Source organism: Pseudomonas sp. NPDC090203 (genome assembly GCF_044746765.1).
Classification (GTDB): Bacteria; Pseudomonadota; Gammaproteobacteria; order Pseudomonadales; family Pseudomonadaceae; genus Aquipseudomonas; species Aquipseudomonas putida_AD.
Genome location: NZ_JBIVCV010000004.1, coordinates 226,464 through 239,445 on the forward strand (window position 1 = coordinate 226,464; position 12,982 = coordinate 239,445).

Genomic DNA, 12,982 nt, shown 5'->3' on the forward strand with positions numbered 1-12,982 from the left:
GTTCAGTCTTTCTGCTTCCCGATCAGGAACCCGCTCAGAACTGACCCCGGCACTCTACCTTTTGGCGGCCGCCTTCAATAGCACGCGAGACAGCTGATCGATCGAATACGGCTTGTGCAGAAGCTCGAAGCCGGCCGACCCGTTCTGAGCAAGCACGTGGCTGTAGCCGGATGTCAGCACCACCGGCAGGCCGGGGTAGTGTTTGCGAAGTTCATGGGCCAGTTCGATGCCGCTCATGCCCGGCATGACGACGTCCGAGAACACCACATCAAACCGGTCTGCTCCGGCTTTCAGCTCATCCAGCGCCGCAAGCGCGGTGGCAGCGAGGACTGGCCGATACCCAAGCTCAGAGAGGGCCTGAACGGCAAAGGTGCCGACATCAGGGTTGTCCTCCACCACCAGCACAGAGGTGCCATGGCCCTCTTCAAGGGCTACGGGAGATTCCGGGGGTTGCGGGGCGGGGTGCTGCGCAGCGACTCGAGGAAGGTACAGGGTGAATGTGGTGCCATGGCCCACATCGCTGGCCACGGCGATTTCGCCGCCAGACTGTTTGGCAAAGCCGAACACCTGGCTCAGGCCCAGGCCTGTGCCTTCACCCACCCCTTTGGTGGTGTAGAAAGGCTCGAAGATCTGTTCCAGGTGCGTGACCGGAATGCCCGAACCCGTGTCGCTGATGGACACCGCCACAAACGGCCCTTGCAGCGCAGGGTGAAGCCTGACCGAGGGCATCGATTCCACAGCCCGGACGGCTATCGAAAGTTTGCCTTCTCCCAGCATTGCATCCCGTGCATTGGCGACCATGTTCACCAGCGCGGTATCGAACTGGTTGGGGTCGGCATCGACAAAGCAGGGCGAATCAGACAGCTCGATCAGGGTATCGATGCGTGAGCCAGTCAACGTCCCCATCATGCTGCTGATCGCCCGCACGTTGTCGCAGACACTGAACACTTCGGGTTGCAGGGCTTGCCTGCGGGCGAAGGCCAGCAACTGTCCGGTGAGCCTTGCGGCGCGATCCACCGTTTCCGAGATGGCCGTGACGTACCTGAGCCGTCGTTCATCCGTGAGGGCAGGCCGCATCAGAAGGTCGGTCGAAGACCGGATAACCGTCAGCAGGTTGTTGAAGTCGTGGGCGACGCCTCCCGTCAATTGACCTACCGCCTCCATCTTCTGCGATTGGCGCAACGCCTCCGCCTGCTCGCGCTCTGTCGTCACGTGGCGGCCGGCTGCATAGACGAGGCCGTCTTCAAAGGTGCCTGTCCAGCTGAACCATTTGTAAGATCCGTCCTTGTGCCGCAGCCGGTATTCATAGGGCACGGTGAGCGGGGCGTGGAAAATACCCTGGAAGACTGCAATGGTTGCCACCAGGTCCTCGGGATGGGTGTAGTCGGCGAAATTGGCGCCGAGCAGTTCCTGCTCCGACCATCCCAGTTGTTCGCTCCAGCGCGCGTTGACCGCCACCAGCTTGCCTTCGGGGGAGGCGATCACCAGAAGCTCCTGCGAGAGGCCCCAGGCGCGGTCCCGCTCTCTGGTGCGCGTGGCCAGGGCGGCTGCCTGCTCGCGCTCTGCGGTGATGTCCCGCGCAGTGCAATAGATCTTGCCGTCTTCCAGCACCGCGACCCACGCCAGCCAGCGATAACCTCCGTCGCGGTGCCGGTAGCGGTTTTGGAACCGTGAGACGGGGCGTCCATTGGCCGCTGCAGACAGAATGCCTCGCGTCGCGGGCAGGTCGTCCGGGTGTACGAGGGAGAAGAGGTCCGTCTGGAGCTCTTCCGGCGACCACCCCAACACGATTGTCCAGGCAGGGTTGGCCGCTTCAATCCTTGCGTCAGCGCCGATCACTGACAGAAGATCAGGGCTCAGCAACCAGGTCCGGCTACGCTCCGTGGCGCGTTCATTGACCTTGCTCTCAAGGGTGGTGTTGAGTTCCCACAGGGCTTCCTGGCTGCGGCGCAGCCTCTGGTCTGAGCGGTGTCTTTCGATGGCGAGCGCGGCGGTTTGAGCAATCACCGAGATGGCTTCGATATCACCTGCCGTGGGCGCGCGGGGTTCAACGTAGTAGACGGCAAAGGTGCCAAGCACGGTACCATCTGCCGCCTTGATCGGCATCGACCAGCAGGAGCGCAGGCCGTGGCACAGGGCGAGCTCCGCGTAACCTTCCCAGAGCGGATCGCAGGCGATGTCATTCACATACACCGGAGTGCCGCGTGCCGCTGCGGTACCGCAAGACCCGATCCCTTCTCCGATCGCAATGCCATGGATGGCTTCGTTGTACACCGCCGGCAGACTCGGCGCGGCCCCGTGCAGCATGTACTGCCCGTCTTCGCTGAGAAAGAGAACCGAGGCCATCATGTTGGTGCTCTGCGCTTCCACGGCAAGTAGCAGCTCACTCAAGACGTCAGCGAGCGGAATGCCTGCAGCAATCTGGCCGAGAACTTTTCTCTCCCGCTCTACCAGAGCGGCAGGGGAGTAGATGCCCCCGATCAGACCTGAGTCGATGGAAGGTTTCGCGCCAGAATCTTCGAACACGGTAGAACTCTCGGGATGGGGACAATTTACGCTGAACCAGGGTATCAGCGCTTGTGGCTGGAACAATCTGCAACACTGACGCCGAAGCCCGCAGATCCGGATCCGTGTCACGCAAAGGTTTGGAACTCGAGGCGAGGGTGGCCAAGTGACAGCTCGCTAAGCCATTTGAGCATTTGGGGCTCAAGTCGTTCCATGGAACTTACGACCGGCTGTTTGACGTCTTTAACCTCTAGCCGACAATTCTCGCGAAACTATTGTTCGCCGTGCGAGCAATTTCCGACGAACCTCGAGGTCTGATGGCAATGCGCATAACGGGCAGATCATAACAGCAGGATTACGATGATTTCTGATGCAACGGGTTACGAGCCAATCACCGGTAAGGTGGTGATCGTGGAAGACGACGCGCTGATGCAAAGCATTCTCGTCGATATGTTCATGGATCTGGGTGCCGATTGTGAGGCATTCGTGACGGCCGATGATGCGTTGATCCATCTGATGCAATCCAGGACTGTGTGCGCGTTGCTAGTGACCGACTACACACTCCCTGGACAACTGGATGGCCGGGAGCTTGCTTGCATGGTCCGTCAGCGCTGGCCCGAGATGCCCGTAATCGTCACCACTGGCTATGGAAGCGAAGTAGGTAAGGATCTGCCCCCTGGCGTGGCGTTTCTGCAGAAGCCCTGGAGCATTGACCTCATGGTGAATACTGCCAGTGGCCTGATGTCGGGCTTCAGCACTCCTTGACCCAGTGGCTGAGCTACCGCTTAGGGTTCAAAGAGCCCCGCCCGGGTTTGGCACATCGTGAAGACGTTCGTAAACACCAGGACGCGACCACTATTCGTTGTAGTGGCACCTGTGTAGATTGAAGTCGATCTTATCGCCTCAGAACTCAATGCTGCGCCTGTTTCATCGCACAACGTATTGATTTCGCCGGTGCCACCCTCACAAACGTTTGTACCCTGGACCTTTCCATGCAAGACATGTCAGCTGACGAGACGGTTCGCGCGGCGTTACAGCTCTCTCATACCCGACTGCGCAAGCAGCATGAATTGGTTGTCGAGTTCGGAGTCAAGTCGCTCAAGGCCGCCGATCTTGACGATTTGCTGACCCGTGCCTGTGCCACGGTCGCTCGCGGCATGAACACACGCTTTGCCAAGATCCTGAAGCTGGTTCCTGAGGACGGGGATTTCCTGTTGGCCCACGGGGTGGGTTGGGATGAGTCCGATATCGGATCTGCGCGCGTGGGTGCAGATGAAGCAAGCCCGGCGGGCTACGCTTTTGCGACGGACCGCCCTGTAATATCCAACCATCTAGGCCAGGAACACAGGTTCAGGACGCCGTCCTTGCTCAAGAAATACGGGATCGAACGGGCCATCAACGTCCCGATCCGCGGTACTTCAGGTCCTTACGGAGTTTTGGAAGCGGACAGTCCCGACGGTGACGACTTCATCGAGACCGATCTTGTGTTCATGGAGGGGATCGCCAACGTCATCTCGATGGCGGTCGATCGGATGGCGGCCAATGAAGAGGCGCAGGGGCACCATCTCTATTCCGAGAGCATTCTCAACGCCAGTCCCGACTGCGTGAAGATCCTGTCGGCGCGAGGTGAGATCGAATTCTTCAACGAGACAGGCTTGTGCCAGATGGAGATCGACAGCTTCGATCGGATCTACGGCCAGCCTTGGGTGGATCTCTGGCCGGAGGAGTCTCAGCATACCGTCAGCGATGCGGTTCAGCGTGTATCGGCGGGAGAGTCCGTGCGTTTTGAGTCGTACTGCCCGACGGCAAAAGGACAGCCCAAGTGGTGGGACGTCACCGCCGCCCCGATTTTCGGGCAGTCTGGCGAAATCGAAAAGATCATCGCCGTCTCGCGAGACATCACCGAGCGACGAAACCATGAAGCAGAACTGGCCTCCCTGATCGAGCAGCAGCACAACAAGCTGACGAAAAGCGACCTCCATCTGGAGGAGATTCATCATCGGGTGAAGAACAGCCTGCATCTGGTTAATACTCTGTTGTTGCTTCAGGCCAACCTGGCCGTGGAGGAGGCGGTGAAAATCCAGCTTCAGACAGCGGCTGGGCGGGTCGTGACAATCGCGACTGTGCATGAACGGCTTTACCAGAGTGCCGATGTACAAAGCGTGAGCGCAGCGGAATATCTGCAAGCTTTGCTATGTGACATTGGCAAGGCGTTTGGGGAAAGGGAGATCGTGCTGCACGTTGACGCGGTCCCGCTGCCTCCTGAACGGATGGCCCCGTTGGGCCTGGTCATCTCCGAGCTGATTACCAACTCCCTCAAGTACGGCAAAGGCACTATCACCGTACGTGTGGAGGATGCGAAAGATCACGCGCTCATCGTGGTTTCGGATCAGGGCGACGGCTTTCCGGAGTCATACCCCAAACCCAGTGGTACCGGCTTGGGTATGAGGCTGGTGAAAAGCTATTCGGGCTACGGCAATGCGGCTGTTTCCGTGGACAGGCTGGTTGAGGTGAGCACGATCCGGGTCAGGTTCAAGCTCTGACAGGACGGCTGCCGGAGACTTGAGCCTGGCCTGGCGAGTCATGGGTCTACAACCCTTGATACCACTGCGCGTACGGCGTGTTCTTCACCATGTGCCTGTTCAGGTCTGGCGCTGCGTCATCCCACCAGACCGGCCCGCGCTCTCCCAGTGCCACTTTGGCAGTCTGGACCGATGCGCGGGCGGTCTTCATTTCGTCCGGGTCACCTGAAGCCTTGGCGGCCTTCACCGCTCGCCTGGCGTCCATCAACTCGTTCACCAGACGTTGCCGCGTCTGCTCATCAAGCCCAGGGTTCGAACAGCGCCACAGCCGGCCTTTGACGACGAAGTAACGGCCATCGGGCGTGACAGGATTCATGGTCCGTACCTCGCAACAGAGCGGGAACTAGGCACCGCCTGCCTGGGCCACGACCTTGATGTCTGTCAGGCCGACCCGCTCTGCCTGTTGCAAGATCTCCGCTGGCGTAGCGTCTGAATTGGGCATCATCAGGCTGTTTTCGCCATCGCCGAAATGCAGTTCCAACAAGTGCATTGCGGCATCGTGGACAGAGAGTTCCGGCTCATGCAGTTCGATGGAATGGGTGCGGGGTTCATCGTTGAATCGGTACTGCAGGCTGTAGGTATGCATGGCAACGTCCGTGGTAAGAAAGGGGATGTTGAATAACCTGACTTGCTGGTCAGCTTTAAGTTCAAGAAATCCCTTTCGGACTGGAGAAACATTTCGCAACATTCCCGCGTGCCGGGAGTCGTAGCTGTAATCCCGACTTAAGGCCGCACATGAAAACACCTCGCCCCGCCGCACGCCTGAAACCCCTCAACGAACTTCGAAATCTCAAGATGGCCCGATCTGCCCATGCCTATGTCAGGGGCAGTACGGTGCAGTTCTACGACTGGCTGCACACGCAGTCCGGCCGACGTCTGCCCAGCGGCCCGCCAGTGTGGATCTGCGGCGATTGCCATGCCGGAAATCTTGGCCCCACGGGCGATCTGAAGGGCGGCATCGACATTCACATCCGCGATCTGGACCAGACGGTCATTGGAAACCCGGCCCATGACCTGGTGAGGCTTGGCCTGTCTTTGGCGACGGCTGCCAGGGGCTCGGACCTTCCTGGCGTCACCACCGCGCGCATGCTTGAAGAAATGATGCGCGGCTACGAGATGGCGTTCGAGGAAAGTGTCGAAGAAGAGCCTCCACGGCCCGCTCAAGTCAAGGCCGGGATGCGTACGGCTGTTCGGCGTACCTGGAAGCATCTGGCCCAGGAACGCATCGAAAACACCAAGCCCACGTTCCCCCTTGGCAAGCATTTCTGGCCCCTGTCCAGAGCCGAGCGATCAGCGCTGCGTGAGCTGTGCGCCACCCATGACATTCACGCGCTGGTGACCTCGTTGAAGGGCCGCTCCCACCACGACAAAGTGGAGATGCTGGACTGTGCCTATTGGGTCAAAGGCTGCAGCTCGCTGGGCTTGCTGCGGTATGCAGTGCTCATCGGGATCGGCGAGGGCGAAGATCTTGAATACTGTCTGCTGGACGTGAAGCAGGCCGTCGCCGCCGCTGCACCCCGTTCGCCACGCATCTCCATGCCTCGGGATAACGCCAGGCGGGTGGTGGAAGGTGCGCGACATTTGTCACCGGGGCTGGGGAATCGCATGGTTGCCGCTCGCATGATGGAGAACGGCTTCTTCGTTCGCGAGCTGCTTCCCCAGGACATGAAGCTCGAGCTGGATCAGATCAGCCAGACGGAAGCGATCCAGGCGGCAGGCTACCTGTCCCGCGTCGTCGGCCATGCCCACGCCAGGCAGATGGATTTGAGCACCCGTGCGGCCTGGATCAGGGATCTGCAACTCAACCGCTCCCAGACGCTGGATGCGCCGTCATGGCTGTGGTCGAACGTTGTGCAGTTGGTGGGGAGTCACGAACAGGGCTATCTGGAGCACTGTCGACGCTATGCCTTGGATGCCTGAGCGGACGCCCAAGGCCCGCCCACGGGCTAGGGAGACGTGGGTCGCGCTGATACAATCGGGGACGCATCCTGCGCGTATGCGTCATCTCAACCCCGAAAAAAGATTTTTGTAAGGACTGATTTATGCAGTCGGCACTGGAAACAGTCGCTCTTTTTTGCCACAAGCTGGCGTATGAAACTGAAGATCAAAGCCCCATCTTGCGTGACGATCTGGTCATGGGCGACTACCAGAGCGATGTCTTCGAGCTGCTGCTGAAAAGGGGAGATGTCGAAGCCATCCAGCAGAAGGTCAACGAGTGCCTGCTCATGGCGCTTGAAGCAATGGGCGGCGCTGAAAAGCCACTCGGGCGTGAGCTGCAACGGCTGTCGGCAGGGTTTCACGCCGCCCGGACGCTGGACTCCATGACTGCTCCGCTGGCTATGATCAAGGGGTATCTGCGAGAGGTGCTGTAGGAGGAGACAGTCCGGCAGCTTTTGCCTTGGGCCATGATAATGCCACTTTGAGACGTCGGCTAACGTATGGCGGCGCTTTTGCACTATCCGTTCGCGCAGATTCGTGCAGTACGCCCGATATCGCTATTCAAGTCTTTCTGTAACCGGCTGAATCACAGCAGGAAATTCACATCCTCTCGCTGGCACGTCCGCTGCAATCTATCTGGAGTTACCGGCAGGACAGGCATCCAGACCCGTTCGCCAACCGTGATACCAGAGGAAATGAAATGAACGCCATCGACCTTCTCAAAGCCGACCACGAACGCGTCAAGTCCATCCTGACTCAGTTGAGCGAGTCCACGGAGCGGGGTGTGAAAAAACGCACTGATCTGCTCGCCAAGTTAGAGATGGAAATCACCATTCACACCAAGCTGGAGGAAGAGATTCTCTACCCCGCGTTCAAAGAGGCGGGTTCCAAAGAGCAGGACGTCATGTATTACGAGGCCAAGGAAGAGCACCGTACAGTTGACTCGCTCGTGCTTCCGGATCTCAAGAATACAGACCCGGCAACGCCAGAGTTTTCTGGTCGGGTGAAGGTGGTCAAAGAGTTGCTGGAGCACCATATCGAAGAAGAGGAAACCGAGATGTTTCCCCAGGCCAAAAAGCTGCTCGGCAATGCCAAACTGGATGAGCTGGGTGCGCAGATGGAAACCATGAAAGCCGATTACAAGAAAGCGTCGTTATCTGGACTGGCTGCATAAACCGGTGTCAACGCGCCCGGCTCATTGCCGGGCGTTTTTGCGTGTGTTTAACACGCATTGACATATCGGTAAATCTCGATATCCTGAGCTCATGGAACTGGTCGAAATATTCAAAGCCCTCTCGAACCCGACGCGCCTGCAGATTCTCAAAGGCCTGAAGGATCCCGTAAAGAACTTCCCGCCTCAGGATGAAGGCGACGTTCTCACGGTCGGCGTATGCGTGAGCAGTATTCAGGAAGGTATCGGGTTGTCGCAGTCCACAGTGTCGGGCTATCTGGCGACGCTGCAGCGGGCAGGGCTGGTCGAGGTTCGGCGCATCGGTCAGTGGACCTACTACAAGCGCAATGAAGCCACCATTGGCGCGCTTGCCGAAGTCATAGGGAAAGACCTGTAGTTTTTTTTACCGCAATATATCGAGATATCTCGATATCCCTTATTCTAGATGCGAGGATTCACCATGAAAGCGATGGTACTGAAGTCATTTGGCGGGCCTGATTCGTTCGAGCTGTGCGACGTGCCCAAGCCTGTCCCTCAAGCCGGGCAGGTGCTCGTTCGGGTGCACGCCACCTCCATCAATCCGCTGGATTACCAGGTGCGACGCGGCGACTACCCGGACCTGGTACCGCTGCCGGCGATCACCGGGCACGACGTTTCGGGCGTGGTCGAAGCGGTCGGGCCGGGTGTGACGGCTTTCGTTCCAGGCGATGAAGTCTGGTACACCCCGCAGATATTCGAAGGGGCAGGCAGTTACGCCGAGTATCACGTGGCTGACCAGAGCATCGTCGCGAGAAAACCTGCGTCGCTCAGTCATCTTGAGGCAGCCAGCCTGAGCCTGGTGGGCGGCACGGTGTGGGAAGCGTTGATCGTGCGGGCGGCGTTGCGGGTAGGGGAAAGCATTCTGATCCACGGCGGCGCGGGCGGGGTCGGGCATGTGGCGATCCAGTTGGCGAAAGCCATGGGGGTTCGGGTGTTCACCACCGTGCGCGAGGCAAACGCCGACTTCGTGCGTGGCCTGGGCGCCGATGGGGTCATCGACTATGAGAACGAGGATTACGTCGACGTGATCATGGCCAAAACCGATGGCCGTGGGGTTGATGTGGTGTTCGACACCATCGGCGGCAACACCCTGTCGCGCAGCCCCGACGCGCTTGCCCAACTGGGACGCGTGGTGTCGATCGTGGACATCGCCCAGCCGCAGAATCTGGTTCAGGCCTGGGGCAAGAACGCGAGCTATCACTTCGTGTTTACCCGGCAGAATCGCGGCAAGCTCGATGAACTGAGCGCACTGGTTGAGCGGGGGCAGTTGCGGCCTCATGTGGGCGCCGTCTACTCGCTGGCCGACATTGCGCTGGCCCACGCCCGACTGGAAAGTCCCAACAACGGCCTGCGAGGCAAGATTGCGATTGCGGTCGAGCCATCGCTGATCCCTTGAGCCTTCACTCCCCCCGTTCACGTCATTGACGAGGCACACCATGATTTACGAAATCGCGCTGCTCCCTGTTCAAAAGGATCGTATCGATGCATTCAGGAATGCCTTTGCCGAGGTCGCGCACCTGCTGACCCGGGCAGAAGGTTACGGCGGCCACATGCTGGCGCAGGGGATCGAGACTCCCGAGCAATTCAACCTGATCGTGCGCTGGCGCTCGCTCGAGGATCACACGCCGGGTTTTGAAGAGAGCGAAGACCATCGGTTGTTCATGCAGGGTCTTGAGAGCTTCTTTTCCCAAGAGCCGGTGGTCTATCACATCAATGGCAACGAGGGCCTGTCAGGGTGGTCGATTCCTGGCGCCTAGCTCTTGAAGCTGAAGAGATGGATGAACGCGGAAAACCCGCCCAGCACCACCCACAACGTGGAAAAAATCCAGGGCGCGCGCATCGAGAACTTCAGCGCTTCGCGGTAGCCGCCCTCGTTGGATTCACGTTTGGCGAACAGCGGGGAATCGTCGTAGACATCGCTCATGCGTGGCTGGCTGGCCAACAGGTGACTCTGCTTGAGGTACCAGTGATCGATGATTTCGTACGCCGCCTTGATCCCTGACCAGGCATGCAGCGAGGTGATCAGTCCCAGCACCGAGAGCAGTACAGAAACCACCAGTGAGAAGAGGTTGCCCCAGTCGGGATTGACGTTGGCCATCGACGATGAATAGGCGATGACCAGGAAAGACTGGGCACCCAGATAGGCGTTGGTGCGGCCGGAAAGCATGGTGGTTTCGTACTGGATTTCCTTGCGGTAGAAGTCCAGGCGATCCTTCAACGAGCCGAACATGATCGCGTCGTCGTCGGTCGGTGCGTCGAGGTTGGAGCCTTGGGTGATGATGTGACTCATGGAGCGTACGCCTTCATTCGAAAGTCCAACGTGACGGCAGGGGCGTCATGGGGCCTGCACAGGTTGCTCGATATGTAGGTGAGAGAGGGATGTCGCGGATTAATTCAACGAAGTTCGCCTTCAAAGACGGGTGGCTTCCTGTGTAGGAGCGCGCTTGCCCGCGACCGCGGTGTGTCTGCCAACGGTTCGTGGGCTGATGAAACGCTTTCGCGGGCAAGCGCGCTCCTACGGGTGGGGAGCCTGCTGAAGGGTTTCACTCAACAGTTGCGCAACCCGGTGTTCCACTGTTCCCTCGCTTCCACCTGCCTCGAACACGGCGCAACAAGCCAACGCATCGCCTTCGCTGGCACGGTTGACGGCGATGACGCTCCCAGGCCCGCCGCCTGTGTGGCCGGACAATATCATTCCGCTGGCAATCGGCCCGTGCATCAGGCCCAGGCCATAACCCGGTGTGACCCACGGCCGCCCAGGAATCGGGCCGCCCAATGTTCGGGGCGTCTGCATCTGCCGGAGCAGGTCGCTGGGGAGAAGGTCATGGGTGAAGAGTCGATCCAGCCACAGGGCAGCTTGCGAAACAGGCCCGATCAGCAGGCCATGAAACACCCAGCCCGGGTCGTAGCTGGTGGTGAATCCCATATGCGCCGGTTGCAAATCCGCGGGCGTTTTTGCGAAGCGGACATTCGATATCTCCAGCGGCATTAGCACCCGTTGAGCGACGGCATCATCAAGTGTCAGCCCCGTCAGCCGTTCAATCAGCCGCCCGACGAGCATGTAGCCGACATTGGAATAGCGCCAACCGGTGCCGGGGCTATGGCGAAGCCGGCTGCCGTCCAGGCGCTCCATCATTTCACTGGCCGACCAGGCCGGCTCACCGTTGGCGACAGCGGCGTGATAGTCGCCCAGTTCGCCGTAGTCCGCCAGGCCCGCTTCATGCCTCAGTAACTGACGCAGTGTGAAAGGCTGGTCGGGCAGCATATCGTCCAGTCCAACCAGCCCGTCCCGCACCAGCGTCAGCGCGGTGGCGGCCAGGACTGTCTTGGTGAAACTCCACCAGGGGACCGCCAGTTCGGGGTGACTGGATGTGGTTATCTGGCCATTCAATATGAGCGATGTGAACATGGTTTCCCTTGGGTTATCTGGCTAACTCCTCGCGTTCAGCGATGGTGCTTGTCATCTGCGCTGCATTCTCCAGGTTAGGTTGGCGATCCTGAGGCAGCCACGCCGGCAAGCCGTACTGCTACGGGATCGGGGTCGACTGCAAATTCCTGAAGCACCGAGTAACGATGTAGCAGCCGGGCTTGCCCGCGAGAGCGGTCTTGAAACCGCCCCCGCCAGCAAGCCGTGCTGCTACGGGACCGGGGCCAGACGCAAAATTCCGCGCATCAGATAGCCCGGCAACGCACTGTCGATGCGGTGGTTGACCCGCCAATGCGCGGATTCGTGGATGATCAAACGAGGCGATATATCCATATGACGGCCTTGGGAAATGACGGTGAAGGGTATCACTGGCGCGCGGATGTCACGTCACCGCCCACCGATCCCCGCGTAATCCAGGCGATGGCGCACAACGCCATGCCTGCCACATTCAGCGTGACCGGATTGAACGCGTCGATCAGCATCGATGGCTGCATCGCCGCCACGTCCACCAGCAGGCCGAGCAGGATGAGTGCGGTCAACGGTAAGGGCCAGTAGAGCCTGGGCAAAAACAGCAGCACTGCAGCCCAAGCCAATTCGGCCGCGCCAGCTGCTTGCGATAACCACGCGGCACCTTCCAGGCCATGAGCCCGCAACAGTAACTGCTCGCCGGGGCTCAGGGCGATGAGCTTGGGCACCAGCCCGTGGTAGGCAAACATGAAGGCGAGACTGCCGCGAGCCAGCCAGTGAACCTGGCGCAGGGCATTCACGATCCAGCCTTGAGAAAGCGCCGCTGATGGTCCGCTGTCGGCAACAGGCAGACGTCGTGTTTGCCGAACAGCCGATAGCGGTTCAGGGCAATGCGATCGTACGCCCAGTCTCGAAGGGCTCGCGGGACTACACGCAGCAGCCCAAGTATCCGCCATGCGGCAGGCAATTGCGCCACCACTTCGACGAACGCCTCCGAGCGCACCCAGTAATGCCGGCCGCGAATCACCGCCATGGTGTCGAACGCATCCACCGGCAACCCTGCCCACGTCAGCAACGCTTGTCCTTCTGCCGACTGCACGCTGGCCAGGCGGACGCGATGATGCCGGTCATGCCGGATCAGAAATTTCGCCCAGCCATTGCACAGCTTGCAGACACCGTCGAACAGCACCACGGTTTCACCGGGGGCCAAAAGCGGTGCAGGGGTCGGGCGGATCAGAGAGGCGGGCATTGCGGGTTCTCTGCAAGGCGAGGATGCGGAGCATTGTAGGGTGGGGTGGCGTTTTGTTTCCAGTCACGGCCAGGCAAAAAAAAGAGGCCTGAACCACCGGATTC

15 protein-coding genes are annotated in these 12,982 nt (G+C 59.7%); 8 read left to right on the forward strand and 7 right to left on the reverse strand.

What is annotated here, in order from left to right; genetic code table 11:
* Window positions 1-54: 54 nt before the first annotated feature.
* Complete coding sequence (locus ACIPO9_RS08915) at window positions 55-2,526, reverse strand: PAS domain-containing protein (RefSeq protein WP_400780171.1); 2,472 nt, start codon at window positions 2,524-2,526, stop codon at window positions 55-57.
* 339 nt (window positions 2,527-2,865) lie between these two features.
* Between ACIPO9_RS08915 and ACIPO9_RS08920 the strand changes: the two genes are divergently transcribed.
* A complete protein-coding gene (locus ACIPO9_RS08920; protein ID WP_400780173.1) occupies window positions 2,866-3,270 on the forward strand; it encodes a response regulator in 405 nt (134 codons plus the stop codon).
* Window positions 3,271-3,497: 227 nt separating this feature from the next.
* On the forward strand, window positions 3,498-5,048 hold the full coding sequence (locus tag ACIPO9_RS08925; RefSeq protein WP_400780174.1) for a sensor histidine kinase: 1,551 nt from the start codon (window positions 3,498-3,500) through the stop codon (window positions 5,046-5,048).
* Between the two features lie 46 nt (window positions 5,049-5,094).
* On the opposite strand, the gene ACIPO9_RS08930 is transcribed toward ACIPO9_RS08925, so the two are convergent.
* Window positions 5,095-5,403: a hypothetical protein gene (locus ACIPO9_RS08930; RefSeq protein ID WP_400780176.1), complete on the reverse strand. Its 309-nt coding sequence runs from the start codon at window positions 5,401-5,403 to the stop codon at window positions 5,095-5,097.
* A gap of 27 nt (window positions 5,404-5,430) precedes the next feature.
* Window positions 5,431-5,673 carry a hypothetical protein gene (locus tag ACIPO9_RS08935; protein ID WP_400780177.1) on the reverse strand — a complete coding sequence of 81 codons (243 nt, stop codon included), beginning with the start codon at window positions 5,671-5,673 and terminating at the stop codon, window positions 5,431-5,433.
* A gap of 149 nt (window positions 5,674-5,822) precedes the next feature.
* On the opposite strand from ACIPO9_RS08935, the gene ACIPO9_RS08940 reads away from it, so the two are divergent.
* The 6 genes from ACIPO9_RS08940 to ACIPO9_RS08965 all read left to right on the forward strand — a co-directional run bounded on the left by ACIPO9_RS08940 (window position 5,823) and on the right by ACIPO9_RS08965 (window position 9,992).
* Complete coding sequence (locus ACIPO9_RS08940) at window positions 5,823-7,007, forward strand: DUF2252 domain-containing protein (protein WP_400780179.1); 1,185 nt, start codon at window positions 5,823-5,825, stop codon at window positions 7,005-7,007.
* A gap of 122 nt (window positions 7,008-7,129) precedes the next feature.
* The gene (locus ACIPO9_RS08945) at window positions 7,130-7,459 is read left to right on the forward strand and encodes a hypothetical protein (protein WP_400608239.1); all 330 of its coding nucleotides are present in this window, start codon (window positions 7,130-7,132) and stop codon (window positions 7,457-7,459) included.
* A 266-nt stretch (window positions 7,460-7,725) separates the two neighbouring features.
* A complete protein-coding gene (locus ACIPO9_RS08950) occupies window positions 7,726-8,199 on the forward strand; it encodes a hemerythrin domain-containing protein (protein WP_274130530.1) in 474 nt (157 codons plus the stop codon).
* Window positions 8,200-8,290: 91 nt separating this feature from the next.
* Entirely contained in the window at window positions 8,291-8,593 is a 303-nt protein-coding gene (locus ACIPO9_RS08955; protein ID WP_274130529.1) for a helix-turn-helix transcriptional regulator, read from the forward strand.
* Between the two features lie 63 nt (window positions 8,594-8,656).
* Entirely contained in the window at window positions 8,657-9,631 is a 975-nt protein-coding gene (locus ACIPO9_RS08960; RefSeq protein ID WP_400780181.1) for a zinc-dependent alcohol dehydrogenase family protein, read from the forward strand.
* A 40-nt stretch (window positions 9,632-9,671) separates the two neighbouring features.
* On the forward strand, window positions 9,672-9,992 hold the full coding sequence (locus tag ACIPO9_RS08965; protein ID WP_400780183.1) for an antibiotic biosynthesis monooxygenase family protein: 321 nt from the start codon (window positions 9,672-9,674) through the stop codon (window positions 9,990-9,992).
* Here the strand turns inward: ACIPO9_RS08965 and ACIPO9_RS08970 are convergent.
* The 4 genes from ACIPO9_RS08970 to ACIPO9_RS08985 all read right to left on the reverse strand — a co-directional run bounded on the left by ACIPO9_RS08970 (window position 9,989) and on the right by ACIPO9_RS08985 (window position 12,878).
* Window positions 9,989-10,525 carry a hypothetical protein gene (locus ACIPO9_RS08970; RefSeq protein WP_274130526.1) on the reverse strand — a complete coding sequence of 179 codons (537 nt, stop codon included), beginning with the start codon at window positions 10,523-10,525 and terminating at the stop codon, window positions 9,989-9,991. The genes ACIPO9_RS08965 and ACIPO9_RS08970 overlap by 4 nt on opposite strands.
* 225 nt (window positions 10,526-10,750) lie before the next feature.
* Window positions 10,751-11,644, reverse strand: a complete 894-nt coding sequence (locus ACIPO9_RS08975; protein ID WP_400780185.1) for a serine hydrolase domain-containing protein — start codon at window positions 11,642-11,644, stop codon at window positions 10,751-10,753.
* Window positions 11,645-12,027: 383 nt separating this feature from the next.
* On the reverse strand, window positions 12,028-12,429 hold the full coding sequence (locus tag ACIPO9_RS08980; protein WP_400780187.1) for a DoxX-like family protein: 402 nt from the start codon (window positions 12,427-12,429) through the stop codon (window positions 12,028-12,030).
* A complete protein-coding gene (locus ACIPO9_RS08985; protein ID WP_400780188.1) occupies window positions 12,426-12,878 on the reverse strand; it encodes a thiol-disulfide oxidoreductase DCC family protein in 453 nt (150 codons plus the stop codon). The genes ACIPO9_RS08980 and ACIPO9_RS08985 overlap by 4 nt, the downstream gene beginning before the upstream one ends.
* Between the last annotated feature and the right edge of the window lie 104 nt (window positions 12,879-12,982).

What these genes read in the sequence shown, in the direction of transcription:
- ACIPO9_RS08920 (WP_400780173.1), top strand. Translation starts at nt 2,866, where the DNA reads ATGATTTCTGATGCAACGGGTTACGAGCCAATCACCGGTAAGGTGGTG.
- ACIPO9_RS08925 (WP_400780174.1), top strand. Translation starts at nt 3,498, where the DNA reads ATGCAAGACATGTCAGCTGACGAGACGGTTCGCGCGGCGTTACAGCTC.
- ACIPO9_RS08930 (WP_400780176.1), bottom strand. Translation starts at nt 5,403, where the DNA reads ATGAATCCTGTCACGCCCGATGGCCGTTACTTCGTCGTCAAAGGCCGG.
- ACIPO9_RS08935 (WP_400780177.1), bottom strand. Translation starts at nt 5,673, where the DNA reads ATGCATACCTACAGCCTGCAGTACCGATTCAACGATGAACCCCGCACC.
- ACIPO9_RS08940 (WP_400780179.1), top strand. Translation starts at nt 5,823, where the DNA reads ATGAAAACACCTCGCCCCGCCGCACGCCTGAAACCCCTCAACGAACTT.
- ACIPO9_RS08945 (WP_400608239.1), top strand. Translation starts at nt 7,130, where the DNA reads ATGCAGTCGGCACTGGAAACAGTCGCTCTTTTTTGCCACAAGCTGGCG.
- ACIPO9_RS08950 (WP_274130530.1), top strand. Translation starts at nt 7,726, where the DNA reads ATGAACGCCATCGACCTTCTCAAAGCCGACCACGAACGCGTCAAGTCC.
- ACIPO9_RS08955 (WP_274130529.1), top strand. Translation starts at nt 8,291, where the DNA reads ATGGAACTGGTCGAAATATTCAAAGCCCTCTCGAACCCGACGCGCCTG.
- ACIPO9_RS08960 (WP_400780181.1), top strand. Translation starts at nt 8,657, where the DNA reads ATGAAAGCGATGGTACTGAAGTCATTTGGCGGGCCTGATTCGTTCGAG.
- ACIPO9_RS08965 (WP_400780183.1), top strand. Translation starts at nt 9,672, where the DNA reads ATGATTTACGAAATCGCGCTGCTCCCTGTTCAAAAGGATCGTATCGAT.
- ACIPO9_RS08970 (WP_274130526.1), bottom strand. Translation starts at nt 10,525, where the DNA reads ATGAGTCACATCATCACCCAAGGCTCCAACCTCGACGCACCGACCGAC.
- ACIPO9_RS08975 (WP_400780185.1), bottom strand. Translation starts at nt 11,644, where the DNA reads ATGTTCACATCGCTCATATTGAATGGCCAGATAACCACATCCAGTCAC.
- ACIPO9_RS08985 (WP_400780188.1), bottom strand. Translation starts at nt 12,878, where the DNA reads ATGCCCGCCTCTCTGATCCGCCCGACCCCTGCACCGCTTTTGGCCCCC.